23 protein-coding genes are annotated in these 24,016 nt (G+C 67.8%); 11 read left to right on the top strand and 12 right to left on the bottom strand.

Annotation, left to right across the window (positions count from 1 at the left end; genetic code table 11):
• The first annotated feature begins 7 nt into the window (after window positions 1-7).
• The 4 genes from AB0I69_RS08185 to AB0I69_RS08170 all read left to right on the top strand — a co-directional run bounded on the left by AB0I69_RS08185 (window position 8) and on the right by AB0I69_RS08170 (window position 3,381).
• On the top strand, window positions 8-499 hold the full coding sequence (locus tag AB0I69_RS08185; RefSeq protein WP_363094742.1) for a low molecular weight protein-tyrosine-phosphatase: 492 nt from the start codon (window positions 8-10) through the stop codon (window positions 497-499).
• A complete protein-coding gene (locus AB0I69_RS08180; RefSeq protein ID WP_363094741.1) occupies window positions 496-1,653 on the top strand; it encodes a cystathionine gamma-lyase in 1,158 nt (385 codons plus the stop codon). Before AB0I69_RS08185 ends, AB0I69_RS08180 begins: the two co-directional genes overlap by 4 nt.
• A gap of 228 nt (window positions 1,654-1,881) precedes the next feature.
• Window positions 1,882-2,787 carry a LysR family transcriptional regulator gene (locus AB0I69_RS08175; RefSeq protein ID WP_363094740.1) on the top strand — a complete coding sequence of 302 codons (906 nt, stop codon included), beginning with the start codon at window positions 1,882-1,884 and terminating at the stop codon, window positions 2,785-2,787.
• A 111-nt stretch (window positions 2,788-2,898) separates the two neighbouring features.
• Window positions 2,899-3,381: an NUDIX hydrolase gene (locus tag AB0I69_RS08170; protein ID WP_363094739.1), complete on the top strand. Its 483-nt coding sequence runs from the start codon at window positions 2,899-2,901 to the stop codon at window positions 3,379-3,381.
• A 16-nt stretch (window positions 3,382-3,397) separates the two neighbouring features.
• On the opposite strand, the gene AB0I69_RS08165 is transcribed toward AB0I69_RS08170, so the two are convergent.
• Window positions 3,398-5,002 (bottom strand): globin domain-containing protein, encoded by a 1,605-nt coding sequence (locus AB0I69_RS08165; RefSeq protein ID WP_363094738.1) that lies wholly within the window; start codon window positions 5,000-5,002, stop codon window positions 3,398-3,400.
• A gap of 285 nt (window positions 5,003-5,287) precedes the next feature.
• Window positions 5,288-5,923, bottom strand: a complete 636-nt coding sequence (locus AB0I69_RS08160; protein ID WP_363095031.1) for an HAD-IB family phosphatase — start codon at window positions 5,921-5,923, stop codon at window positions 5,288-5,290.
• Between the two features lie 194 nt (window positions 5,924-6,117).
• On the opposite strand from AB0I69_RS08160, the gene AB0I69_RS08155 reads away from it, so the two are divergent.
• The gene (locus tag AB0I69_RS08155) at window positions 6,118-6,984 is read left to right on the top strand and encodes a GNAT family N-acetyltransferase (protein ID WP_363094737.1); all 867 of its coding nucleotides are present in this window, start codon (window positions 6,118-6,120) and stop codon (window positions 6,982-6,984) included.
• A 70-nt stretch (window positions 6,985-7,054) separates the two neighbouring features.
• On the opposite strand, the gene AB0I69_RS08150 is transcribed toward AB0I69_RS08155, so the two are convergent.
• Both AB0I69_RS08150 and AB0I69_RS08145 read right to left on the bottom strand, forming a co-directional pair.
• On the bottom strand, window positions 7,055-7,477 hold the full coding sequence (locus tag AB0I69_RS08150; protein ID WP_363094736.1) for a heme-binding protein: 423 nt from the start codon (window positions 7,475-7,477) through the stop codon (window positions 7,055-7,057).
• A 113-nt stretch (window positions 7,478-7,590) separates the two neighbouring features.
• Window positions 7,591-8,799, bottom strand: coding sequence for an MFS transporter (locus AB0I69_RS08145; protein WP_363094735.1), 1,209 nt, complete (start codon window positions 8,797-8,799; stop codon window positions 7,591-7,593).
• Window positions 8,800-8,940: 141 nt separating this feature from the next.
• Here AB0I69_RS08145 and AB0I69_RS08140 point away from each other — a divergent pair, with 141 nt between their 5' ends.
• Together AB0I69_RS08140 and AB0I69_RS08135 are read left to right on the top strand one after the other, a co-directional pair.
• Window positions 8,941-9,399, top strand: coding sequence for a MarR family transcriptional regulator (locus AB0I69_RS08140; protein WP_363094734.1), 459 nt, complete (start codon window positions 8,941-8,943; stop codon window positions 9,397-9,399).
• 39 nt (window positions 9,400-9,438) lie between these two features.
• Window positions 9,439-9,891, top strand: a complete 453-nt coding sequence (locus AB0I69_RS08135; protein WP_363094733.1) for a GNAT family N-acetyltransferase — start codon at window positions 9,439-9,441, stop codon at window positions 9,889-9,891.
• Window positions 9,892-9,969: 78 nt separating this feature from the next.
• On the opposite strand, the gene AB0I69_RS08130 is transcribed toward AB0I69_RS08135, so the two are convergent.
• Together AB0I69_RS08130 and dnaB are read right to left on the bottom strand one after the other, a co-directional pair.
• A complete protein-coding gene (locus tag AB0I69_RS08130) occupies window positions 9,970-11,355 on the bottom strand; it encodes a serine hydrolase domain-containing protein (RefSeq protein WP_363094732.1) in 1,386 nt (461 codons plus the stop codon).
• A 94-nt stretch (window positions 11,356-11,449) separates the two neighbouring features.
• Window positions 11,450-12,928 (bottom strand): replicative DNA helicase, encoded by a 1,479-nt coding sequence (dnaB, locus tag AB0I69_RS08125; protein ID WP_363094731.1) that lies wholly within the window; start codon window positions 12,926-12,928, stop codon window positions 11,450-11,452.
• Between the two features lie 459 nt (window positions 12,929-13,387).
• On the opposite strand from dnaB, the gene AB0I69_RS08120 reads away from it, so the two are divergent.
• Complete coding sequence (locus AB0I69_RS08120) at window positions 13,388-14,725, top strand: MATE family efflux transporter (protein WP_363094730.1); 1,338 nt, start codon at window positions 13,388-13,390, stop codon at window positions 14,723-14,725.
• 167 nt (window positions 14,726-14,892) lie between these two features.
• Here the strand turns inward: AB0I69_RS08120 and rplI are convergent, their stop codons facing one another.
• The 4 genes from rplI to rpsF all read right to left on the bottom strand — a co-directional run bounded on the left by rplI (window position 14,893) and on the right by rpsF (window position 16,628).
• The gene (rplI, locus tag AB0I69_RS08115) at window positions 14,893-15,339 is read right to left on the bottom strand and encodes a 50S ribosomal protein L9 (RefSeq protein ID WP_363094729.1); all 447 of its coding nucleotides are present in this window, start codon (window positions 15,337-15,339) and stop codon (window positions 14,893-14,895) included.
• 18 nt (window positions 15,340-15,357) lie between these two features.
• On the bottom strand, window positions 15,358-15,594 hold the full coding sequence (gene rpsR / locus AB0I69_RS08110; RefSeq protein ID WP_006381652.1) for a 30S ribosomal protein S18: 237 nt from the start codon (window positions 15,592-15,594) through the stop codon (window positions 15,358-15,360).
• Between the two features lie 57 nt (window positions 15,595-15,651).
• Window positions 15,652-16,260 carry a single-stranded DNA-binding protein gene (locus tag AB0I69_RS08105; protein ID WP_266859286.1) on the bottom strand — a complete coding sequence of 203 codons (609 nt, stop codon included), beginning with the start codon at window positions 16,258-16,260 and terminating at the stop codon, window positions 15,652-15,654.
• A 77-nt stretch (window positions 16,261-16,337) separates the two neighbouring features.
• Window positions 16,338-16,628 carry a 30S ribosomal protein S6 gene (gene rpsF / locus AB0I69_RS08100; protein WP_006604399.1) on the bottom strand — a complete coding sequence of 97 codons (291 nt, stop codon included), beginning with the start codon at window positions 16,626-16,628 and terminating at the stop codon, window positions 16,338-16,340.
• Between the two features lie 276 nt (window positions 16,629-16,904).
• Between rpsF and AB0I69_RS08095 the strand changes: the two genes are divergently transcribed.
• The 3 genes from AB0I69_RS08095 (at window position 16,905) to AB0I69_RS08085 (ending at window position 19,635) form a co-directional block, all read left to right on the top strand.
• Window positions 16,905-17,219 (top strand): hypothetical protein, encoded by a 315-nt coding sequence (locus tag AB0I69_RS08095; RefSeq protein ID WP_363094728.1) that lies wholly within the window; start codon window positions 16,905-16,907, stop codon window positions 17,217-17,219.
• A gap of 179 nt (window positions 17,220-17,398) precedes the next feature.
• Window positions 17,399-18,520: a peptidoglycan bridge formation glycyltransferase FemA/FemB family protein gene (locus tag AB0I69_RS08090; RefSeq protein ID WP_363094727.1), complete on the top strand. Its 1,122-nt coding sequence runs from the start codon at window positions 17,399-17,401 to the stop codon at window positions 18,518-18,520.
• A gap of 83 nt (window positions 18,521-18,603) precedes the next feature.
• Window positions 18,604-19,635, top strand: coding sequence for an alanine racemase (locus AB0I69_RS08085; RefSeq protein WP_019055132.1), 1,032 nt, complete (start codon window positions 18,604-18,606; stop codon window positions 19,633-19,635).
• Between the two features lie 81 nt (window positions 19,636-19,716).
• Here the strand turns inward: AB0I69_RS08085 and AB0I69_RS08080 are convergent, their stop codons facing one another.
• Both AB0I69_RS08080 and AB0I69_RS08075 read right to left on the bottom strand, forming a co-directional pair.
• Entirely contained in the window at window positions 19,717-21,216 is a 1,500-nt protein-coding gene (locus tag AB0I69_RS08080) for a glycosyltransferase 87 family protein (RefSeq protein ID WP_363094726.1), read from the bottom strand.
• 136 nt (window positions 21,217-21,352) lie between these two features.
• Window positions 21,353-23,596 (bottom strand): transglycosylase domain-containing protein, encoded by a 2,244-nt coding sequence (locus AB0I69_RS08075; protein ID WP_363094725.1) that lies wholly within the window; start codon window positions 23,594-23,596, stop codon window positions 21,353-21,355.
• Between the last annotated feature and the right edge of the window lie 420 nt (window positions 23,597-24,016).

Raw genomic sequence — 24,016 nt, 5'->3', positions numbered from 1 at the left:
GCGCGCGATGACCTACCGCGTCAGTTTCGTCTGCACCGGCAACATCTGCCGCTCCCCGATGGCCGAATCGGTCTTCCGCGCGCGGGTGGAGGAGGCCGGGCTCGGCGGCCTGGTCGAGGTCGACAGCGCGGGCACGGACGGCTGGCACGAGGGCGACGGCGCGGACCCGCGCACCGTGGCCGTCCTGGAGGAGCACGGCTACGGGACCGACCATGTCGCCCGCCGGTTCCAGGCCTCCTGGTTCTCCCGCCTGGACCTCGTCATCGCCCTCGACTCCGGCCACCGCAAGGCCCTGCGCCGCCTCGCACCGACCGAGGAGGACACCCAGAAGGTCCACCTGCTCCGCTCCTACGACCCTGAGGTCGCCGACGACCTCGACGTACCGGACCCGTACTACGGAGGCCTGGACGGCTTCAAGGAGTGTCTTGAGATGGTGGAGGCGGCGAGCACGGGACTGCTCGCCGCGGTACGTGAGGAAGTGGAGGGACGAGCGATATGAGTGATTCCGCTGCAGACGGAGGTATCGGGAGCGGCGCCGGGGACGGCACGCGCGCGGTGCGGGCCGGTCTTCCCGAGCCGGTCAAGTACGAACCGACGCTCCCCGGACCGGTGTTCGCGGCGCACTTCCATCTCCCGGGCGAGGCGACGGGCCCGTACAAGTACGGCCGGGACGAGAACCCGACCTGGACCCATCTGGAGCGCGCCATCGGCGAGCTGGAGGCGCCCGGGCGGGACGACGTCGAGACGCTCGTGTTCGCCTCCGGCATGGCCGCCATCTCCTCGGTGCTCTTCTCCCAACTGCGCGCCGGCGACACGGTCGTACTGCCCGACGACGGCTACCAGGTGCTGCCCCTGGTGCGCGAGCAGCTGGAGGCGTACGGCATCGAGGTGCGTACCGCGCCGACCGGCGGGGACGCCCAGCTCGACCTCCTCGACGGCGCGAAGCTGCTGTGGATCGAGACCCCCTCGAACCCCGGGCTCGACGTGTGTGACGTACGACGGCTCGCCGAGGCGGCACACACGCGTGGCGCCCTGGTGGCGGTGGACAACACCCTCGCCTCGCCCCTGGGGCAGCGCCCGCTGGAACTCGGCGCCGACTTCTCCGTGGCCAGCGGCACCAAGCAGCTCACCGGGCACGGGGACGTCCTTCTCGGATACGTCGCCGGGTCCGACGCCTCCGCGATGGCCGCCGTACGCCGTTGGCGCAAGGTCGTCGGCGCGATTCCCGGGCCCATGGAGGCCTGGCTCGCGCACCGTTCGATCGCCACGCTCCAGTTGCGTGTCGACCGGCAGAACGCCACCGCGCTGACCCTCGCGCAGGTCCTGCGCGAACGGGCCGACGTGACGGGCCTGCGCTACCCGGGGCTGCCCGACGACCCCTCGTACAAGATCGCCTCGCAGCAAATGCGGCGCTACGGGTGTGTGGTTTCGTTCACGCTGCCCACGCGCACGCGTGCCGAGCGTTTTCTCGACGCGCTGCGGCTCGTGGACGACGCGACGAGCTTCGGCGGGGTGCGGTCCACGGCCGAACGCCGGGGACGCTGGGGAGGCGACGCGGTACCGGAGGGTTTCGTTCGGCTCTCGGTCGGTGCCGAGGATCCCGAGGACCTGGTGGCCGATGTGCTGCGTGCGCTGGACGAGTCGGCGCGGTGAGCGCTTTACGTACCGCCGGCCGGTGTCCGGCTACGTACAACGGACGGTCCGAGCCTCCCCCCTCGTGGCTCGGACCGTCCCCGGTTCTGCGCGCGAAGAACCGCGCGCACAAGGCTAGTTGACTCTGTGTCAGTGTCCAATCACAGTAGCGACAGAGACCTATCGACTTATTTATAGTTGGGCCCTGCCCGGGGCCGGAGGAAGGGTGGGGAAAGGGGAGTGCGTGCCATGGATCTGGCCTTGCTGCGCACCTTCGTGACCGTGCACCGGGCTGGTTCCTTCACCCGTGCCGCAGCCCTGCTCGGTCTCTCGCAGCCGGCGGTGACGTCCCAGATCCGCACCCTGGAACGGCAGTTGGGCCGCCCCTTGTTCCTGCGCCAGGCCCGTGGAGTCACCCCCACGACCATGGGCGACGAACTCGCGCACAAGGCCGCTCCGCATCTCGACGCTCTCGTTGAGATCGCCGAGACGGGGCCCGACAACGACTCCTCGCTGCGCACCCTGCATCTGGCCGGTCCTCCCGAGTTCACCGCCGAGCGGGCGCTGCCCGCGCTCACGAAGCTGACCGGCGACGACAGCCAGGGCTTCGCGCTGCGTGCGTCCTTCGGGAACGCCGAGGAGACCCTGGAGGGACTGGCCGCCGGACATCATGATCTGGCCATCAGCACGGCCCGTCCGCGAGGCGCTCTGCTCACCGCGACAACGCTCTGCGACGAGGAGCACGTCCTGGTCGCCGCCCCGCACCGGGCCGAGCAGATCGGCTCCGCGAAGCTCGACCGCAAGGACGCACCCGTCCTGGACGACCTCCCCGTCGTCGAGGTCCACGAGTCGCTGCCCTTCGTCTCCCGATACTGGGCCTCCGTCTTCGACTCCCGCCCGGCCGCCCCGGGCACCGTGATCGTGCCGGACCTCCGTGCGGTCCTCGCCTGTGTGATCGCGGGCGCCGGGCTCGCGGTACTGCCCCGCTATCTGTGCGCCCTGGCGCTGAAGCGCGGCGAGGTCGTCCCGCTCCACGAACCCGCGGTCCCGCCGCTGCGGACGTATTTCCTGGTCGTGCGCACCGGAACTCTTGCGATGCCGCACATCGCCCGGGCCCACGAGTGGCTGCACCGCGCGGCCACCGACTGGGGCTGACCAGGCACTTCGTCAGCGGTTCACGCCGACCCCGCCAAATGTCACGCTCTGAACCGTCAAGGTGACGTCTTGCGATGTTTCACGTGGAACCAGCCGGGCCACATTTCTCCCATGACCGTCCGACCCGTGGTCAAGCGCACCGCACGCGCCGTTCTCCTCGACGGCGACGACCTGATCCTGATCAAGCGCACCAAGCCCGGTGTAGATCCCTACTGGGTCACGCCCGGTGGCGGGGTCGAGCCCGAGGACACAACCGTCGTCGACGCCCTGCACCGCGAGGTGCACGAGGAGCTCGGCGCCAAGATCACCGACGTGGTGCCCTGCTTCGTGGACACCGTCGAGCACATCGGCGAGAACAGCAGCACGACCGGCGTGAAGGTGCAGCACTTCTTCGTCTGCCACCTGGAGTCCATGGACCCGGCGCTACGCCACGGCCCCGAAGTGGACGATCCCCTCGGTGAGTACGAGATCGTACGAGTGCCCTTCACCAGGGTCGGCATCGCGTCCGTCCATCTCGTGCCCCTGTCTCTACGGCACTATCTGGACGGCAACATCGAAGGGGTCCGCGCGATGCACGCTCCCGATCTGGGCTGACACCGCCGGCGCCGGGTCAGCTCCCGGTGGCCACCAGTTCCTCGACCGAGTCGTGCCGTATGCGTTCCGACGGGATACCGACGTCCCTCAGGGCATGGACACTGCTGCGGATCATTCCGGGCGGGCCCGAGAGATAGGCGTCGTACGCGTTCCACGGCCCGTACGCGCGTATGGCGTCCGGGAGTTGGAGGTGCCCCTGCTGGTCGACGATCGGCCGGACCTCAAGCCATGGATGGGACTGCTGAAGCCGGAGCATCGTGTCGATGTCGTAGAGGTCGTGGTCCGTGCGGGCTCCGTAGAACACCTCCACCGGCCGCCGCTCACCGTGCTCGGCGATGTCCTCGACCAGTGCCTTGATCGGCGCTATGCCGGTGCCGCCGCCGAGGCAGAGCAGGCCACTGTCGGTCGTGTGGTCCACGGTCATCGAACCGGCGGGCGGGCCGAGCCTGATGACGTCACCGGGCCGGGCGCGGTGCACCAGCGCGTTCGAGACCCAGCCCGCCGGGACGGCCTTCACGTGGAAGGTCAGAAGTCCGTCCGAGCGGGGCGCGGAGGCGAAGGAGTAGTGCCGCCAGATCCGCGGCCACCACGGCGTCTCCACGCTCGTGTACTGCCCGGCGAGGAAGGGGTAGGGCTGGTCGGGGCGAATGGTGACGACCGCGATGTCCTGGGTCCTGAGATCGTGGGTGACGACCTCCGCGTGCCACCAGGCAGGGGCGCGCAGTTCGTCCGCTGCCGCCGCGTCGATCATCACCTGCGAGATCGTCGTGTACGCCCGGACCCAGGCCGCCTCCATCTCCGCGTCCCAGACGGCGGAGGCGTACTTGTTCAGCGCGCCGATGAGGCACTCGCCGACGGCCGGGTAGTGCTCGGCCCGGGTGCCGTACTTGCGGTGCCCACGGCCGAGGTTCTGCAGATAGGCGACGAGGACCTCGGTGTTGTCGATGTGCTCGGCCGCGGTGAGCAGCGCCTTCAGCAACCGGTCCCGCTGGGTGTCCATCGCCGCCGGGAACAGCGACCGCAGATCGGGGTGCCGTACGAAGAGCAACGCGTAGAAGTACGAGGTGACCTTGTCGGCGACGGGAGCGACTTCGGCCATGGTCCGGCGGATGAGTACGGCGTCCGGGGAGGCCTTCTCGGTGACGGGGCCGGAAGAACGCTGGGCAGGCACGCGCACGGCGACGGCCGGGGCTGCCTCCGCGACGGCCGGAGCGGGCGCGGCGGGCGGGGGTGAGGTCGGCGCCGGTGCAGTCCGCTCGGGTGCGGGAGGCAGGACCTGGACAGGCGTGGCGGGCTGCGGGGCGGTCAAGGCCGGTGGTATTCGTTCCTGGCCGGGTGGGACGTCCCTCTGAGCAATGTGCCCGTCCGGATCCCGCACGGCACCGTCGCGGCTCGGAGCAGATCGCACCGAACTCTCCGTGGGTGGGCGCTCGTTGCTCCCCGCCGCGCCTCTGCGGACCGGTCGCAGCACGGCCGGACGTCGCCCCTCCGTCGTCTCACGTCCACCGCCCGGAGGCACTTCCGGCTGCTTACGCGGCGTGAACCAGCCGCTGCCGCCGGACGTGCCGTTGTCGGCCGACGCGGTGGTCGGAGCGTCCATGGTGTGCCTCGCCTCGAACATCTTTCGGTCGGACGGCGTGCTCCCTCAGTCGGAAGCTGCCTGCTTTCCGCGCGGACGGCTTGTCTTTTCCCCGTTCGGTCAAGCGGCCAATACAGCCATATCCAACCCACATTCCCACTGCGTACGGACAAGTAAGGCGAGAGTGTGACATTGCCCGCAGTACTCTCACGCGACGCCCTGCCCCGGACAAGAACCGGAGTCGACCATACCGGCCCGCGCTGCGCACACAAGTCCGGCCTTGCTCCCCCACGCACAGGGGGAGGGGCGAACCATCAATTCCCTCAATTACCGGGCGCCGCGCACCAATTCGTAGGCATCCCACAGATCCCGCCCCGCATAGGAGTGGGACGCAAGGCCCGACAGATGCTGGTCAGCGTTGACCGCGACGGAGACGGGCACGGCACTGAACAGATCCTTGTCCGACATCGAGTCGCCGTAGGCGACGCAGTCCGCCCTCGTCACCCCGAACTCCTCACACAGCCGATCCGCGATCACCACCTTGGCAGCGGCACTGAGGACTCCGGTCAGGTCCATGGAAGGCTCGGTGAAGGGCACAGCGGGGAAAAGCGATCCGTGTGCCGCATGCGCGCCCCAGCCCGTGAGCCGCTCCACAAAGAAGGAAGGCGAGAGCGATACGACGGCGCAGTATTCGCCGGCGCTCCTGATCTCGGCCCAGACCTCACGGATCCGTGCCAGCCAAGGGGCCCCTTCGAAGGCCGCCGTCACATGTGCCTCGGTGAGATCCGCCCACAGCGTGTACACGCGAGTCGCATACTCCGGCGGCGCTATGAGCCCGGCCGAGATGGCCTGTTCGAGCGCCATCGTCTCGGCTTCCAGACCGAGTTGACGGGAGATCTCCAGGGGCGCACTGGATCCGTGCAGCAGAGTGCCGTCGAGGTCGAAGAGATGAAGTCTCGCCATGAACCATGAGGTTAGTGGGAGGAACTGTGGCACCTTCCGCGAGCCTCCCGGACGCTCGCCGTTCGCCGGTGTTTCACGTGAAACATCCGGCTTCTGTCGGTGCGTTGTGTCGTAGGCCATGACATGGCCAAAAGCGAGTACGTCTCACCGGAAACAGGTGGACGCCGACAACGCGGTCAGACAGCCTGACCTGCGTGCCGACTCCTTCCCTCGCCGCTCTGCCCATCCGCCGGCTGACGCTCCGTGATCGCATCGCCTGCGCCGACTTGTCCGAGAACCGGGGGTGGCCACGCGAGGAACACAAGTGGGGCTTCCTCCTCAGCGCCGGGAAGGGCTACGGCATCGACGATGCCGAGGGCGGCCTCATCGCGGCATGTGTCGTCACGGAGTACGGACCGCAGGGCCGCCCGGATCTGGGCGCCATCGGCATGGTTCTGGTCGCCGAACGGTATGCGCGCCAGGGCGTGGGACGCCGACTGATGCGCCACCTGCTTTCGGCAATGGGCACCACGCCACTGACCCTGCACGCGACTCCGAACGGCCGCCCGCTCTACGAAGAACTCGGCTTCAAGGCGACAGGCCGGGCCGAGACACTGCGCGGCCACCTCGCACCGGATGGACCTGAGTCCCGGATCTCCACCCGTGCGGCCACGGCCGAGGACCTCACCCGCATCCTGCGCCTGGATGAGGCGGTGTTCGGCACCGACCGCACGCCCATCATCACGCGACTGCCCGCCTTCGCCGACCAGTTGCGGGTGGCTGAGGAGAACGGCCGGATCATCGGGTACGCGGCTGCCTGGCCGAACATGGGCACCCAGGTCGTGGGCCCACTGATCGCACAGGACTCGGAGACGGCGAAGGCCCTCCTCGCCTCACTCGCCGCGCGCACCGACCGTCCCCTGCGTACCGACATCGACGTACGCCACGAAGACCTGCTGTCCTGGGTGAAGGAACGCGGGCTGGTGTCCTCCGCCTTCAACGCCGTCATGACGTACGGAATCGCGGAGTTGCCCGGTGACTGGACCCGACGGTTCGCTCCCCTGACGGTCGCGGCCGGCTGACGGCTTCCGGACACGGAGAACGCCGGCTCCCGACATGATCGGGAACCGGCGTTTCCGCCATCTTCAGACGTCAGACGAGTGCCTCCACGGCGGCCTGGGCGAAGCCGTGGTCCTGCGTCGGCGCGCCGCCACCGACCCCGATCGCTCCGATCAGCCGGCCGTCACGGTGCACGGGGATGCCGCCCGCGATGAACAGCAGCGGCCGGTCGAGCGCGGTGGGCAGGGTGTGGAAGAGGCCTCCGGGCTGGACGGCGTCGACGAGGTCGGCAGTGGGTGCGTTCAGCTGGAGGGCGGTGTACGCCTTGCGGGTGCTGGTCTCTCCGGAGATCAGCACAGCCCGGTCGTCCCGCCGGAAGGCGAGCAGATGACCGCCGGCGTCCAGCACGGTGATGCTGACCGTGACTCCGGCGGCCTCCGCGGCTCGACGGGCATGGGTGACGAGGAGTTCGGCGTCCTGGATGGTCAACGGGGCTACGGCGGTGGTGGTGCTCATCAGGGTTTCTCCTTGCGGGTGTTGCTGTTTCGCGTGTCGGTAGGACGGCCGGGTGCGGCCGGGAGGCACGCGGACGACCCTGGCCCCGTGCCTGCCTGCCGCGGCCCGGTGGATCAGTGGTGGACTGCGGTCCGCTGCCCGCTCGGCACGCCGCCCGCCACGACCGCGCCGTGGGCATTGGTACGGCGCTCCAGGGCGGCCGAGAGGATCGCGAGGACCAGAGCGGCCGCGGCGAGGACGGCGCCGACCCAGTTGGGGGCGGTGTAGCCGAAGCCGGCCGCGATGACGAGGCCGCCGAGCCAGGCGGACAGTGCGTTGCCCAGGTTGAAGGCGCCGATGTTCACGGCGGAGGCCAGCGTCGGGGCGCCGTGTGCCTGGTCGAGGACCCGCTTCTGCAGCGGCGGCACGGTGGCGAAGCCCAGGGCGCCGATGAGGGCGATGGTGACGGCTGCCGCGATCTTGTTGTGCGCGGTGACCGTGAAGAGCGCGAGCACGACGGCCAGGGCGCCCAGCGAGACGTACAGCATGGGCATCAGGGCGCGGTCGGCGAACCTGCCGCCGATGAGGTTGCCGCCGACCATGCCGAGGCCGAAGAGAACGAGCAGCCAGGTGACGGAGCCGTCTGCGAAGCCGGCGACGTGGGTCATCATCGGCGCGATGTAGGTGATGGCCGCGAATACACCGCCGAAGCCGAGGACGGTCATCGCCATGGCGAGCAGGACCTGGGTGTTCTTGAAGGCGGCCAGTTCGTGCCGCAGTTGTACGCCCTCCTGCTTGGGCAGGTCGGGCACCAGCTTGGCGATACCCACCAGGCCGATCACGCCGAGGCCCGCGACGATGGCGAAGGTGACACGCCAGCCGACGGACTGCCCGACGAGGGTGCCCAGCGGGACGCCCACGACGTTGGCGACGGTCAGGCCGGTGAACATCATCGCGATGGCTCCGGCTTTCTTGTCCGGGGCGACCAGTTCGGCCGCGACGACCGAGCCGATGCCGAAGAAGGCGCCATGGGCGAGTGAGGCGACCACGCGGCCGATCAACATCACCGAGAAGGAAGGAGCGACGGCGGAGAGCAGGTTGCCGACGATGAAGAGGCCCATCAGCAGCATCAGCATCCGCTTGCGAGGGATCTTGGTGCCGAGCACGGTCATCAGCGGGGCGCCGATCACCACGCCCAGCGCGTAGCCGGTGACCAGCAGTCCCGCGGTGGGGATGGAGACCCCGAAGTCATCCGCGACCTGGGGCAGCAAGCCCATGATCACGAACTCGGTCGTTCCGATTCCGAAGGCCCCGATCGCGAGGGCCAGAAGCGCGAGAGGCATGTGGAGGTACCCTTCCCAGAAGATTGCAGGAGCGCTTTGCGTGCGTTCACAATAGTTGCATACGCGGGCTATATGCAAGCGCGGACTATTTCACCTGTGCTCTATCCTGGGTTCAGCCGCTCCGGGACGGAGGAAACGCCAATGACAGCGACAGACCCCGCACTCACCGCCCTCGCCCAGGGCTGGTGCGCTCTCTCCTTGCTCCACGGGAGGATCGAGGCGCACATCGAGCGCGCCCTGCAGGCCAAGCACGATCTGAGCATGCGGGAGTACTCCCTGCTCGACGTGCTCAGCCGACAGCACGACGGTGACGGGGGTCATCTGCAGATGCGGCAGGTCGCCGACGCGGTCGTCCTCAGCCAGAGCGCCACCACCCGGCTGGTCACACGGCTGGAGGACCGCGGCCTGCTCGCGCGCTACCTGTGCCCGACCGACCGACGGGGCATCTACACGAACGTCTCCGAGTCCGGCCTCACCCTGCTCGAAGAGGCCCGTCCGACCAATGACACCGCCCTGCGCGAGGCACTCGACGAAGCGGCCAGGAACCCCGAGCTGGCGCCACTGGTCCGGGTCGTCGAGTCGATGAACGTGCCTGCCTAGCCCCGTCCCCCACCTCACACCGCTGCATATGGTGTGACCATGGGAGATCTTGAAATACGAGCCGCGGTCACCGAAGACGTCCCCGCCATCGTCGGCATGCTCGCCGACGACCCCCTGGGCTCCCAGCGCGAGTCACCGGACGACCTGACGCCCTACCTGGCCGCGCTGGAACGCCTGACCCTCGACCCGAACCAGCACCTGGTCGTCGCCGTGCGCGAGAGCCGCGTCGTCGGCACCCTCCAGCTCACGGTCGTCCCGGGGCTGTCCCGCAAAGGTGCCACGCGCTCGATCATCGAGGCCGTACGCATCCACGCGGACGAGCGAGGCAGCGGCCTGGGCACACAGCTCATCGAGTGGGCGATTGCCGAGTCGCGCCGCCAGGGCTGCCAACTGGTCCAGCTGACCTCAGATGTGACACGCACCGACGCCCACCGGTTCTACGAGCGGCTCGGCTTCACCGCCTCACACGTGGGCTTCAAGCTCCCGCTCTGACGAGAGAGCGACGCCTCCTGCCGACAGCAGGAGGCGTCGTGTTTCACGTGAAACACGACGTCTCCCCGACTACGACGGCTAACGAATCCCCCGCCACCCCTCCGGGTCCACCCCACCCGGCACAGAAGCGCTCTCGTCGTACGGCTGACGCGTGAAAACGAACGATCCAAGGTCCAGGTGGCTCACGGACCCGTCCGGGCGCCGTACGGGCCGCAGGAGCTCTCCGGCGTAATACCCCTCCAGCCCGGTCCAGGTGCCGTCGCCGTTGGCCCGGAAACGCGAACGGCGGCCGTTGCCGGCCAACGGCTCCAACAAGGCCCCTCCGTCAACTGTCAGCCGCAGGGCGAAACCGTAGGTACCCCAGTACCACTGCCCCGCCAACTCCAGTACGGCCGCGTCGACTTCGGGCATAGGGCGCCACGGCTCGGGAATCCTCGGCTCGGCCTCGGCGACGATACGGACGAGATCGGCTGCCACCGATGACAGCGGGGGCCCGGAGGTGCAGTTGGCCAGTACCACCGCCGAGACGTCGTCCGTGAGGCTGATGGTGAGGCTCGCCAGGAAGCCGGGCAGCGACCCGCCGTGGCCGATGAGCAGTCGGCCGTCGCGGCGCTGGACCTGCAGGCCGAGACCGTATGCGGAGCCGTCCAGAACGTCGGAGGCCTCCGGCGGTGCCGCGGGGGTCCGCATCTCCCGCACGGACTCCGCACTCAGTACGCGATCGTCTCCAGCGGCCAGGAACACGGCGAACCGCGCCAAGTCGCCTGTGGTGGACCAGAGTTGACCGGCCGGCGCCATAAGACCGAGGTCCTCGGAGGGTTCCGGCAACAGCACGTCGGCCCACGGATGCACCGCCCAGCCACCCGCGTGCGGTGCCTGCGGCTGAGCACTGGTGCGGTCGAGGCCCAGAGGTTCGAGCACTTCCCGCCGAAGTACGTCCTTCCACGAGGCGCCACGCAGTTCCTCGACGAGCGCGCCCAACACCGCGTAGCCAGGGTTCGAATAGTGGAACCGACGGCCGACCGGATGCAGCCGGGGATGCTCGCCCAGCACATCGCGGAGCTCCGGACGCAGAGAACCCGGCGTCCGCTCCCACCAGGGAGCCGGCGACTCGGCCGCCAACCCGCCCGTGTGCGCGAGCAGTTGGGCGACGGTGGCCTCCCCCGCGCCGGTGCCCGGCAGATGCTTCTCCAGAGGGTCACCAAGATCGAGGACGCCCTCGTCACGAAGCCGCAGCACCAAGACAGCGGTGAACGTCTTGGTGATCGACCCGATCCTGTACTGCACGTTCTCGTCCGGCCCGTGCCCGTCCACCGAGGTCCGCGCGCCGTGCCAGACGGCTCGGCCGTCCCGCACCACCGTCGCGACCAACGAGGGCGCCCGCCCCTCGGCCTGGGCCACGGCGATCCGATGCAGCAACGCCCGGCGCGTACCGGGAAGCAAGTCGTCCTGAGATGTCGTCATGCCCCCAGTCCATCCGGCAGGACGGCCGCACGTCGAGGACATTTCCCGGGATCTTGCAGGCCTGTGCCGCCCCGACGGAGTTCGGGCCGTCAGGTCACGTCTGCGCCATGTCCACGAAGCGCGAGTAGTGGCCCTGGAAGGCGACGGTGATCGTCGCCGTCGGGCCGTTACGGTGCTTGCCCACGATGATGTCCGCCTCGCCCGCGCGCGGCGACTCCTTCTCGTACGCGTCCTCACGGTGCAGCAGGATCACCATGTCGGCGTCCTGCTCGATGGAGCCGGACTCACGCAGGTCGGACACCATCGGCTTCTTGTCCGTGCGCTGTTCGGGACCACGGTTCAGCTGCGAGAGCGCGATCACCGGGACCTCCAGCTCCTTCGCCAGGAGCTTGAGGTTTCGGGACATGTCCGAGACCTCCTGCTGACGGCTCTCTTGGCGCTTGGAGCCACCGGCCTGCATCAGCTGCAGATAGTCGATGATCACCAGCTTGATGTCGCTGCGCTGCTTGAGCCGACGGCACTTCGCGCGGATCTCCATCATCGACAGGTTCGGGGAGTCGTCGATGTAGAGCGGCGCGGACGACACCTCGGGCATCCGGCGCGCCAGCCGGGTCCAGTCCTCGTCAGTCATGGTGCCGGAACGCATGTGGTGCAGGGCGACGCGGGCCTCGGCGGACAGCAGGCGCATCGCGATCTCGTTGCGCCCCATTTCGAGGGAGAAGATGACGCTCGGGAGGTTGTTCTTGATCGACGCCGCTCGGGCGAAGTCGAGCGCGAGTGTGGACTTACCCATGGCGGGACGGGCCGCGATGACGATCATCTGGCCCGGGTGCAGACCGTTGGTGAGCGAGTCGAGGTCGGTGAATCCGGTGGGCACGCCGGTCATCTCGCCGCTGCGGGAGCCGATCGCCTCGATCTCGTCGAGCGCGCCCTCCATGATGTCGCCGAGCGGAAGGTAGTCCTCGCTGGTCCGCTGCTCGGTGACCGCGTAGATCTCGGCCTGGGCCCGGTTGACGATCTCGTCGACGTCGTCGTCGGCCGCGTATCCCATCTGGGTGATGCGCGTGCCGGCCTCGACCAGGCGGCGCAGGACGGCGCGCTCGTGGACGATCTCCGCGTAGTACTCCGCGTTCGCTGCCGTCGGCACGGTCTGGACGAGCGTGTGCAGATACGATGCGCCGCCGACCTTGTTGATCTCTCCGCGCTTGGTGAGCTCGGCGGCGATGGTGATCGGGTCGGCCGGCTCGCCCTTGGCGTAGACGTCGAGGATCGCCTGGTAGATCGTCTCGTGCGCGGGCTTGTAGAAGTCGTGGCCCTTGAGGACCTCGACGACGTCGGCGATGGCGTCCTTGGACAGGAGCATGCCGCCGAGAACGGACTGCTCGGCGTCGAGGTCCTGCGGCGGCACGCGTTCGAAGGCCGAACCCGCGCCCTCCCACTCGCCGCCCTCCCTGCCGCGGTCGTGCTGCTCGTCGCGGCCGCGGCCTCCTTCACCGCGCCGTCGGGAAGCAGGGAGACGATCACTTGGACCGCTCTCGGCCCACGGGTCGTCCAAGGGCTCGGAAATACTCACCGAGCCACCTCCTCCCGTCCGTCGAGCGGACCTCGCCGTGCCCCTCATTTCTACGGCACGGCACTGACAAATGAAGCGCCCAACTCCGGTACGGGCGCGTCGGTTTTGTGATGGTTCTCAGGCCGACGGACGGAGCGGGCGCCGGTCCACCGTAGGCCCGCGGGCACCGTCAGCCAATCTGGTTATCCACAGGCCATGTGGACGACGGCCCTGATGCTGTGGAGAACCCGGCAAAACCTGTGCACGAGCCGGTGGACAGCCCTGTGAACAAGACCTCGCCACTTCCATCGCAACCGATCTGACCTGCACCTTTCCCATCCACCGGCTGTGCAGAAGAAAAACTTTCCACATCGGACCAAGATCGCTTCGAACAGTGCGCGAGAGGACACGAGGCGAGATCGGAGGTAAGGGTCACATAGCAATTGCATCTCTTACCTGTGGACGATTAGATTAGTGCTCATGACACAGGCTCCCGCGACCACCAGGGCCGCCAGACGACAGCACGACCGAGAGATCGTCATGCTGGCCGTCCCGGCCTTCGGCGCACTCGTCGCCGAGCCCCTTTTCGTCATGGCCGACAGCGCGATCGTCGGCCATCTCGGCACGGCTCAACTGGCCGGACTCGGCGTAGCCTCCGCCCTCCTGACGACAGCTGTGAGCGTCTTCGTCTTCCTCGCCTACGCCACCACCGCGGCAGTCGCCCGACGCGTCGGCGCGGGTGATCTCCAGGCCGCCATCCGCCAGGGCATGGACGGCATCTGGCTCGCCCTGCTGATCGGTGCCACCGTCATCGCCGTCGTCCTCCCTTCGGCACCGGCCCTCGTCGACCTCTTCGGCACCTCGGACACAGCAGCGCCCTACGCGACGACCTATCTACGGATCTCCTCGATAGGCATCCCGGCCATGCTGGTCGTACTCGCCGCCACCGGTGTTCTGCGCGGACTGCAGAACACAAAGACACCCCTGTACGTCGCCATCTCAGGCTTCGTCGCCAACGGCGCCCTCAACGTCGGACTCGTCTACGGCGCCGACCTCGGCATCGCCGGCTCCGCCTGGGGCACCGTCATCGCCCAGTGGGGCATGGCTGCCGTGTATCTCGTCGTGGTCGTCCGCGGAGCCCGCCGACATGGTGCCTCCCTCCGGCCCGACACCGCAGGGATCAGGGCCTCGGCACAGGCAGGCGCACCTCTCCTCGTGCGCACCCTCTCCCTGAGAGCGATCCTCCTGATCGCCACGGCCGTCGCGGCCCGCCTCGGGGATGCCGACATCGCCGCCCACCAGATCATCCTGTCCCTGTGGTCTCTGCTCGCCATGGCGCTCGACGCCATCGCCATCGCGGGCCAGGCCATCATCGGCCGCTACCTCGGGGCAGACGACCCGCAAGGCGCCCGAGCCGCCTGCCGTCGCATGGTGCAGTGGGGCATTGCCGTCGGAGTGGTGCTCGGCCTCCTGGTGATCGTGTCCCGCCCACTGTTCCTCCCCCTGTTCACCAGCGACTCCACCGTCAAGGACACCGCCCTGCCCGCCTTGATCATGGTCGCGCTCTCCCAGCCCATCTGCGGTGTCGTCTTCGTCCTGGACGGAGTGCTGATGGGTGCGGGAGACGGCCCGTATCTCGCAGGAGCGATGTTGGTGACCCTGGCGGTCTTCGCCCCGCTGGCCCTGCTCGTACCGACCTTCGGCGCCGGACTGACCGCGCTCTGGGGAGCGATGACCCTGATGATGACGGTGCGAATGCTGACGCTCCTGCTGCGCGCCCGCTCGGGCCGCTGGCTCGTCACGGGCGCGACCCGCTGACCGTTTCACGTGAAACACCGCGGGCAGCCACGTTTCACGTGAAACATGAGCGCCGTAGCGCCGCACCGAACGCAACGCACAGGCCATGCATGTCCCGTCCTGAACACAGCAGAGGGGCCGCACCCCAACGGGTACGGCCCCTCTCTCAGCTATGCCGAGCGCAGCGGTCAGGCCGCGATGACCTCGATGTTGACCTTGGCGGCAACCTCGGGGTGCAGACGCACGGACGTCTCGTGGGCGCCCAGGGTCTTGATCGGGGCAGACAGCTCGATACGACGCTTGTCGACCTCGGGGCCACCGGAAGCCTTGATCGCAGAAGCGATGTCGGCCGGGGTGACGGAACCGAAGAGCCGACCGGCGTCGCCGGAGCGAACGGCCAGACGAACCTTGACGCCCTCAAGCTGGGCCTTCACAGAGTTGGCCTGCTCGATGGTCTGGATCTCGTGGATCTTGCGAGCACGACGGATCTGCTCGACGTCCTTCTCGCCACCCTTGGTCCAGCGGATAGCGAACTTCCGCGGGATCAGGTAGCTGCGAGCGTAACCGTCCTTGACGTCGACGACGTCGCCCGCGGCACCGAGGCCGGAGACCTCGTGGGTGAGGATGATCTTCATTAGTCGGTCACCCTTCCCTTATCGCGCGGTGGAGGTGTAGGGCAGCAGCGCCATCTCACGGCTGTTCTTCACAGCCGTGGCGACGTCACGCTGGTGCTGCGTGCAGTTGCCGGTCACGCGGCGGGCACGGATCTTGCCGCGGTCGGAAATGAACTTCCGCAGCATGTTCGTGTCCTTGTAGTCCACGTACTGGACCTTGTCCTTGCAGAATGCGCAGACCTTCTTCTTCGGCTTGCGCACAGGCGGCTTCGCCATGGTGTATCTCCTGTGTGATCAAGAAGTGTGGGTACGACCCACCCTCGGCCCGAAGGCCTAGAAGGGGGGTTCGTCCGAGTAGCCGCCGCCACCGCCACCGCTGGCGCCGCCGGAGTTTCCACCCCAGCCGCCACCGCCGCCGCCCTGGTTTCCACCGGCAGGAGCGCCGGTGGCCCACGGGTCGTCGGCGGGAGCGCCGCCGGCCGGCTGACCGCCGCCGGAGTTTCCACCCCAGCTGCCGCCACCCTGGCCACCGCCACCACCGCCGCCGAAACCGCCGCCCTGGCCACCGCGAGCGCCACCGGCGGTCTTGGTGACCTTGGCCGTGGCACTGCGCAGGCTGGCGCCGACTTCTTCGACGTCCAGTTCGTAGACCGTGCGCTTGACGCCCTCACGGTCCTCGTAGGACCGCTGCTTCAGCCGGCCCTGCACGATGACGCGCATGCCTCGCTGGAGCGATTCGGCGACGTTCTCCGCCGCCTGACGCCAGACCGAGCAGGTGAGGAAGAGGCTTTCGCCGTCCTTCCACTCGTTCGTCTGGCGGTCGAAGGTGCGGGGAGTGGACGCGACACGGAACTTCGCGACCGCCGCACCGGAAGGGGTGAAGCGCAGCTCGGGGTCGTCGACAAGATTGCCGACGACCGTGATGACGGTCTCGCCTGCCATGGGGGAACCTCTCGGCGGGTTTGCTGCTGGCTGCTTGGTGCTGCTACTCGAATCCCGAGATCAGCTGAGCAGGATGCTCAGTGGGTCTCGGGGCGGAGGACCTTGGTCCGGAGGACCGACTCGTTCAGGTTCATCTGGCGGTCGAGCTCCTTGACGACCGCAGGCTCGGCCTGCAGGTCGATGACCGAGTAGATGCCCTCGGGCTTCTTCTTGATCTCGTACGAGAGACGACGACGGCCCCAGGTGTCGACCTTCTCGACCTTTCCGTTGCCCTCACGGACGACGGAGAGGAAGTTCTCGATCAGGGGGGAGACAGCGCGCTCCTCCAGATCGGGGTCGAGGATGACCATCACCTCGTAGTGACGCATGTGGAACCCACCTCCTTTGGACTCAGCGGCCACGGTCGATCCGTGGCAGGAGGGTTGTGATGCGTAAGCAACAGTGTGTGCCAGTAAAACAGTCGCCACTGACATCGGATGCCCCTTGTGGGGATTCCGGGCCGTGGCATGGGCAGACACCAGTGCAGAGGGTACAGAGTACCCGCACACCGGCTTCCGGTTGAAATCCGGTGGCGGAGAGCGTCAATCTGTACACATCGGGTGTGTCCGGCGCGACGATGCGCCGCCTTCCGCAGGAGGTGCCACATGGCACAGGCATTGCGACCCAATACCGCCGGTTCCCTTTTCGCCACAGACGGCAAGTCCCATCCGCTCCAGGACACGCTGCTCGCGGTGACCCTGGTGCTCGGGCTGACCGCGTTCATCACCGGGTTCTTCCACAGCCTGCATCTGCTCAGCTCATGGACCGGCCTGCTGGGGATCCTCACCGGCGCGTACGGGCAGTGGATCTCCGAGACGACGAGGGAGCGCTTCGGCCTGATCCTGGGTCTCGGTGCCGCGGGTGTCGGATTCTTCCTCGGCATGGCGCACGGCGGCCTGTTCGGCGGCGTCATCAGCTGACGGCCCGGACGCCGTACTCCGAACACCGCGTAAAACACCACGGAACGCCTCGGCGGCCCACAGGCCGAGGCGAAGGTTGCATACGCCCAGTCGGGGCGCTCGCAAGGCGCAGTAGGCTTCGGCGCGAGAGCCGGAGCCCCTGTACCCATGGGGACACACCAGCCCGAGGAGCGCCCCGAATGAGCCTGACCCTGAGGACCATCAGCCGAGAGCAGCATCTGGCATTCATCCAGAGCCTGCCGTCGGCTAGCCACATGCAGGTCCCGGCATGGGCTGATGTGAAGGCGGAGTGGCGCTCCGAGAGCCTCGGCTGGATCGACGAGAAGACCGGCGAGCTGGTCGGCGTTGGGCTGGTCCTCTACCGGCAACTCCCCAAGATCAAGCGCTACTTGGCCTATCTGCCCGAGGGCCCGGTCATCAACTGGTTCGCGCCGAATCTGGACGACTGGCTCCAGCCGATGCTGGCCCACCTCAAGCACCAGGGCGCCTTCTCGGTGAAGATGGGCCCGCCGGTCATCATCCGGCGCTGGGAGGCCACGTCCATCAAGGCGGGCATCCAGAACCCGGACGTGAAGCGACTGCGGGACATCGAGGCCGACTTCATCGAACCGCGCGCCTTCGAAGTGGCCGACAAACTGCGCCGTATGGGCTGGCAGCAGGGTGAGGACGGCGGCGCCGGCTTCGGCGACGTACAGCCCCGCTACGTGTACCAGGTGCCGCTGGCAAACCGCTCTCTCGAAGAGGTCCACAAGAACTTCAACCAGCTGTGGCGCCGCAACATCAAGAAGGCCGAGAAGGCCGGTGTCGAGGTCGTCCAGGGCGGTTACCAGGACCTTGAGGAATGGCAGCGGCTGTACGAGATCACGGCCGTGCGCGACCACTTCCGGCCCCGCCCGCTGTCGTACTTCCAGCGGATGTGGACGGCCCTCAACACCGAGGACCCCAACCGGATGCGGCTGTACTTCGCCCGGCACGACGGGGTGAACCTGTCGGCGGCGACGATGCTCGTGGTCGGCGGACACGTCTGGTACTCCTACGGCGCCTCCGACAACATCGGCCGTGAGGTCCGGCCCTCGAACGCGATGCAGTGGCGGATGCTGCGCGACGCCTACGCTCTCGGCGCCACCGTCTACGACCTGCGCGGCATCTCCGACTCGCTGGACGAGACCGACCACCTCTTCGGTCTGATCCAGTTCAAGGTCGGCACCGGCGGGCAGGCCGCCGAATACCTCGGCGAGTGGGACTTCCCGCTCAACAAGCTGCTTCACAAGGCGCTCGACATCTACATGTCGCGCCGCTGACCCAACGGTTCTCGCTTCGATAACGTCGACAGCTCCCATACTTCTGATACACCGCAGCCACCCGAAAGGTTCCAGGTCCGGCCATGGCGCTCACGCTCTCCGTCGACACCGCGCGCTGGCGGGCGCATCACAAGCACGTCGCCGAGCAGTTCCCCGGGCTCGTCCCGGTCTGCAAGGGCAACGGCTACGGCTTCGGGCACGAGCGGCTGGCGGAGGAGGCGACGCGGCTCGGCGCGGACGTCCTCGCCGTCGGGACGACGTACGAGGCCGCCAGGATCAAGGACTGGTTCGGCGGTGACCTGCTGGTGCTGACGCCGTACCGCCGCGGCGAGGAGCCCGTTCCGCTGCCGGACCGGGTCATCCGCTCGGTGTCGTCCATCGACGGCGTGTACGGCCTCGTGGGCGCTCGTGTGGTCATCGAGGTGATGTCCTCGATGAAGCGTCACGGCGTCAGCGAGCAGGAACTGCCTCAGCTGCACTCCGCCATAGAGAACGTGCGCCTGGAGGGCTTCGCCATCCACCTCCCGCTGGACCGCACCGACGGCTCGGACGCCGTCGAGGAGGTCATCGGCTGGATGGACCGCCTGCGGGCCGCCCGGCTGCCGCTGCACACGATGTTCGTCAGCCACCTCAAGGCCGAGGAACTGGCCCGGCTGCAGCAGCAGTTCCCGCAGACCCGCTTCCGCGCCCGTATCGGCACCCGGCTGTGGCTGGGGGACCACGAGGCCACCGAGTACCGCGGCGCGGTCCTGGACGTCACCCGGGTCTCCAAGGGCGACCGCTTCGGCTACCGGCAGCAGAAGGCGGCCTCCGACGGCTATCTGGTGGTCGTGGCGGGCGGTACGTCGCACGGGGTGGGCCTGGAGGCCCCCAAGGCGCTGCACGGCGTCATGCCACGCGCCAAGGGCGTCGCCCGCGCCGGCCTCGCCACGGTCAACCGGAACCTTTCTCCTTTCGTCTGGGACGGCAAGCAGCGCTGGTTCGCCGAGCCCCCGCACATGCAGGTCTCGATCCTGTTCGTGCCGGCCGAGGCGGCCGAGCCGAAGGTCGGCGAGGAGCTGGTGGCCCATCTGCGGCACACCACCACGCAGTTCGACCGCATCGTGGACCGCTGACCCTCTCTTGAACAGCCGAAAGGCCGTACACGGAAGGTTCCGTGTACGGCCTTTCGCGTGGTCTCCCCGCACCCTGTTCGCTCAGAGCGAACGGTTGGTCGGCTCCTCGCTGCCCCACTCCACCTGCGGTCCGTCGAAGGGGGCCGCGTGCCGCCCGGGATGGGCCGCGGCCCCGAACACGAACACGTCCTCGGCCCTGTCGAGCACCCCGCCCGAGGGGTCGTCGTCGCCCGCCAGGCGCACCACGTCCCGCTCCGGCATGAGGATGTCGCGCACAATCACGGCGCACAGGTAGAGCGTGCCCAGCAGGTGCAGGCCGATGGCCCACCAGTAGCCCTCGGCCGGCAGGCCCTTGTGGGCGTTTCCGCTGGTCGTGTAGGCGAGGTACATCCAGATCCCCAGGAAGTACGCCACCTCGCACGCCTGCCAGATCAGGAAGTCCCGCCACTTCGGCCGGGCCAGCACCGCCAGGGGGACCAGCCACAGCACGTACTGCGGCGAGTAGACCTTGTTGGTCACGATGAACGCCGCGACGATCAGGAAGGCCAGTTGAGCGAAGCGCGGCCGGCGCGGAGCGGTCATCGTGAGCGCCGCGATGCCTGCACAGCACAGCAGCATCAGCAGCGTGGCGAATGTGTTGACGGTGTCGGTGCTGAGCGGGTCGGAGGAGTTCTGGGCCAGGATCAGCCAGAAGGACCCGAAGTCGACGCCCCGTTCCTGGCTGAACGTATAGAACTTCGACCAGCCGTCGAAGGCGAAGAGCATCACCGGCAGGTTCACCGCCAGCCAGGCGACGACAGTTCCTCCCAGCGCCGCCCCGAAGTCCCGCCATTTGCCCGCGCGCCAGCACAGCAGGAACAACGGGCCGAGCAGGAAGACGGGATACAGCTTGGCGGCCGTTGCAAGCCCCAACAGGACGCCGAAAGCGAGGGAACGGCCCCTCGACCACATCAGCATCGCCGAGGCCGTGAGAGCGACCGCCAGCAGGTCCCAGTTGATGGTGGCGGTCAGCGCGAAGGCGGGTGCCAGGGCGACCAGCAGTCCGTCCCAGGGGCGGCGGGCGTGCGTGCGGCTGACGCATACGACGATGACGGCCGCACAGACCATCAGCATCCCGGCGTTGACCATCCAGTACCACTGTTCCTGGTGCTGGATGCTGCCGCTGCCCGGCGTGAGCCAGGCGGCCACCTCCATGAACACACCGGTCAGCACCGGGTATTCGAGGTACTGCATGTCGCCGGGGAGCTTGTCGAAGTACGGGACGAGCCCGTCGGCAAAACCACGACCCTGGTAGAGGTGCGGGATGTCCGAGTAGCACGCGTGCGTGTACTGCGAGCTGGCGCCGAAGAACCACCCGCTGTTGTAGCAGGGCGCCTTCTGGACCAGGCCGAGGGCGAAGATGCCGATCGCCACCAGCGCGACGACCCGTACGGGAGTCCACCAGGACGTCCCGAGGAGGGCGCGCCGGCCGACAGGGCCACCGATCAGTTCACTTCCGGCGGCGGCGACCTGGTCATCCTTGGTCGGCCGTACCGGATCCGGCTCGTGCACGCTCGTGGGCGTCAGTTCTGCACTGGGCATGGGGCACATCCTGCCGTACACACCTAGGAATACGCCGGGGGCCGCCGCACCTCGTGGATGCGGCGGCCCCCGTTTCACGTGAAACATCGCGTGAAGGGTGTTTCACGTGAAACACCCTTCACGGATGATATGGCGGCTAACCGGTTGCGCCTCCGAAGATGCCGCCATTGGCGTTGCCTCTAGTGGTGCCGCTGGTGTCCGTAGCAGTGGCCGAGGCCGTTGGCGAGGACGTCGTACCTCCATCGGTGCCACCGTTGTCGCTGCACTGCCAGCTGAACTGGCAGGACTCGGTCGCCGAAGGTGTCGCGCTAGGCGTCTCGCTGGGCGTTGCGCTCGGGGTCTCACTGGGTGTCTCACTCGGCGTCACTATGACCGACGGAGACGGAGACGGAGCGCCGTCTTCGTTCGACACCTTGTCGATCTTGGTCGCGTCCGGGAAGCCCAGGTCGGACTTGCCCTTCAGCGCGGACTCCATGTACTCGGTCCAGATCGACGTCGGAATGTCACCACCGTGGATGGAGGCGACTCCCGCCGTGCCGTTCATGGAGAGCAGCTCGGCGTCCTTGGGGTTCTCCCTGAACATCGCGATCGACGTCGAGAGCTGCTGGGTGTAACCGACGAACCAGGCCGACTTGTTGCTGTCGGTGGTACCGGTCTTGCCGGCCGCCGTACGACCCAGAGCCTTCGCGTTCTCGGCCGTACCGTTCTGGATGACGTTCTCCAGGGTGTCCGTGACGTTGTTCGCCACGTTCTCCGGGATCGCCTCCTTCACCGCCGGCTTGGTGAAGCCGGACACCGGCTGGCCGTCGTGCTTGACCGCGGTCACCGAATACGGGTCCGCCTGCTTGCCCGAGGCAGCGAACGTCGCGTACGCGTCAGCCATCCGGATCGCGCTGGGGGTCGAGGTACCGATGGCGAAGGACGGGTTCAGCGTGGCGAAACTGTCGTCCAGTATCCCGGACGCCTTTGCCACGTCCCGCACCTTCGAGTTCCCCACGTCCATGCCCAACTGCACGAACGGCGTGTTGATGGATTGCTCCATCGCCTTGCGCAGCGTGATGTAACCCCAGGCGTGGGCACTCTCGTTGTTCTGGTAGAAGATCGAGTTGTCCTTGTTCAGGACGTACGATCCGTCCTGGTTTCTGACCTTCAGATGGTCGTTGCCGTTGTACTTGCTGAGCGGCGAGATACCAACGCCGTCGGTCTTGTACGTGCCGTACTCCATGGCCGCGGCGAGCACGAACGGCTTCCAGGTCGAACCCACGGGGACACCCGAGGTATCGGCGTTGTTCGTGAAGTGGCCGTTCTCGTAGCCGTCGCCGCCGTAGAGCGCGACGATCGCTCCGTCCTTGGGCACCACCGACGCCGCGCCGAACTGGACGTACTTGTCCAGGCTGCGCTTCTTCGGGTCGATGCGGTCCTTCTGGACCTTCTTCACGGCCGCGCTCAGTTCGTTGACCTTGTCCTTCTGGAAGGTCGTGTAGATCTGGTAGCCGCCCTGGTCGAACTCGGTCTGCGAGATGTTCGAGTGGTTCAGGACGTACTTCTTGGCCGTGTCCACCAGGTAGCTGATCTGGCCGGTCATGCCCTTGGTCGCCTTGAGCCCCTGAGGCTGGGGGTACTTCTTGATGGCCGTCTGGTACTCGGCGTCCGTGATGCGCTTGTCGTTGTGCATCTGCTCAAGGATCCAGCCCCAACGAGCCTTGGAGCGGGCAGTGTTGGACTTGGCATCCGCCGCAGGATCGATGTTCGTGGCGCCGATCGGGTCGTAGTACGTCGGACCCTTCAACAGGGCCGCCAGGAAGGCGCACTGACTCGGCGTCAGCTTGACCGCGTCCACGCCGTAGTAGGTCTGTGCGGCGGCCTGTATCCCGTAGGCGCCTCGGCCGTAGTACGAGGTGTTCAGGTAGCCCTGCAGCACCTGTTGCTTGCTGAGCTGCGTCCCCACCTTGATGGAGATGAACATCTCCTTGAACTTACGGGTGATCGTCTGTTCCTGGTTGAGGTAGGTGTTCTTGACGAACTGCTGGGTGATCGTCGAACCACCCTGCGTCTGACCGCCCTTGGCCATGTTGGCCAGGGCCCGGGCGATACCCATGGGGTCGACGCCCGAGTCCGTGTAGAAGCTCTTGTTCTCGGCCGAGATCACCGACCACTGCATGGCCGTCGGGATGTCGGCGATGGTGATGTTCTGGCGGTTGGCGCCGGTGCCCGTGGCGACCATCTGGGTGCCGTCGGACCAGTAGTAGACGTTGTTCTGCGACTTGGCCGCGGTGTTCTCGCTGGGGATGCTGACCATCGCGTAGCCGACACCGACCGCCGCCACGAGGCTGCCGAAGAAGAACAGGCAGAGGCCGGAGACAAGCTTCCAGGAGGGCATCCAGCGGCGCCATCCGTACTTGTCGAAGCGCGGATAGTCGATGAACCGCTTCTTGCCGGGGGCGGGAGCGCGTCCTCTGCCCCGACCGGGTCCGTTGGGACCGCCCGGACCACGGCCGGCCGGCTCGGCTCCTCTGCGACGGCCGCCGCCTCTCTGGGCGGCCCGACGGGCTTCGGCACGGCTGCCGTACTGGCGCTGCTCATCACCCCCCGGCTCAGCGGGGTTAGATCCATAGAAGTCGGAGGGAGACCCGGTGGTGGCGCCTCGCGGTGCCGCGCGGCGGCCGGAGGTCGGTCCGGACTGGCCGCGTCGGTCCGCGGCACGTCCGCCTCCCTGCGGCTGCGGCGGTTTGCGACGGTGCTCGCTCATCGAACGATTACTCCTCGGGCAGGCGCACCCGTGCGCGCCTGGAAACGGCGG

The organism is Streptomyces sp. NPDC050508 (assembly GCF_040655155.1).
Lineage (GTDB): Bacteria > Actinomycetota > Actinomycetes > Streptomycetales > Streptomycetaceae > Streptomyces.
This window is presented reverse-complemented; position numbering and strand designations above follow the sequence as displayed.

Coding starts and splice junctions, on each gene's coding strand:
- AB0I69_RS08165 (WP_363094738.1), bottom strand. CDS start 5,002: ATGTTCGAGGCGAGGCACACCATGGACGCTCCGACCACCGCGTCGGCC.
- AB0I69_RS08180 (WP_363094741.1), top strand. CDS start 496: ATGAGTGATTCCGCTGCAGACGGAGGTATCGGGAGCGGCGCCGGGGAC.
- rpsR (WP_006381652.1), bottom strand. CDS start 15,594: ATGGCGAAGCCGCCTGTGCGCAAGCCGAAGAAGAAGGTCTGCGCATTC.
- rplI (WP_363094729.1), bottom strand. CDS start 15,339: ATGAAGATCATCCTCACCCACGAGGTCTCCGGCCTCGGTGCCGCGGGC.
- AB0I69_RS08105 (WP_266859286.1), bottom strand. CDS start 16,260: ATGGCAGGCGAGACCGTCATCACGGTCGTCGGCAATCTTGTCGACGAC.
- AB0I69_RS08095 (WP_363094728.1), top strand. CDS start 16,905: ATGGCACAGGCATTGCGACCCAATACCGCCGGTTCCCTTTTCGCCACA.
- AB0I69_RS08140 (WP_363094734.1), top strand. CDS start 8,941: ATGACAGCGACAGACCCCGCACTCACCGCCCTCGCCCAGGGCTGGTGC.
- AB0I69_RS08160 (WP_363095031.1), bottom strand. CDS start 5,923: ATGGCGAGACTTCATCTCTTCGACCTCGACGGCACTCTGCTGCACGGA.
- rpsF (WP_006604399.1), bottom strand. CDS start 16,628: ATGCGTCACTACGAGGTGATGGTCATCCTCGACCCCGATCTGGAGGAG.
- AB0I69_RS08175 (WP_363094740.1), top strand. CDS start 1,882: ATGGATCTGGCCTTGCTGCGCACCTTCGTGACCGTGCACCGGGCTGGT.
- AB0I69_RS08130 (WP_363094732.1), bottom strand. CDS start 11,355: ATGACGACATCTCAGGACGACTTGCTTCCCGGTACGCGCCGGGCGTTG.
- AB0I69_RS08080 (WP_363094726.1), bottom strand. CDS start 21,216: ATGCCCAGTGCAGAACTGACGCCCACGAGCGTGCACGAGCCGGATCCG.
- AB0I69_RS08185 (WP_363094742.1), top strand. CDS start 8: ATGACCTACCGCGTCAGTTTCGTCTGCACCGGCAACATCTGCCGCTCC.
- AB0I69_RS08090 (WP_363094727.1), top strand. CDS start 17,399: ATGAGCCTGACCCTGAGGACCATCAGCCGAGAGCAGCATCTGGCATTC.
- AB0I69_RS08075 (WP_363094725.1), bottom strand. CDS start 23,596: ATGCCCTCCTGGAAGCTTGTCTCCGGCCTCTGCCTGTTCTTCTTCGGC.
- AB0I69_RS08150 (WP_363094736.1), bottom strand. CDS start 7,477: ATGAGCACCACCACCGCCGTAGCCCCGTTGACCATCCAGGACGCCGAA.
- AB0I69_RS08145 (WP_363094735.1), bottom strand. CDS start 8,799: ATGCCTCTCGCGCTTCTGGCCCTCGCGATCGGGGCCTTCGGAATCGGA.
- AB0I69_RS08120 (WP_363094730.1), top strand. CDS start 13,388: ATGACACAGGCTCCCGCGACCACCAGGGCCGCCAGACGACAGCACGAC.
- AB0I69_RS08135 (WP_363094733.1), top strand. CDS start 9,439: ATGGGAGATCTTGAAATACGAGCCGCGGTCACCGAAGACGTCCCCGCC.
- AB0I69_RS08085 (WP_019055132.1), top strand. CDS start 18,604: ATGGCGCTCACGCTCTCCGTCGACACCGCGCGCTGGCGGGCGCATCAC.
- AB0I69_RS08170 (WP_363094739.1), top strand. CDS start 2,899: ATGACCGTCCGACCCGTGGTCAAGCGCACCGCACGCGCCGTTCTCCTC.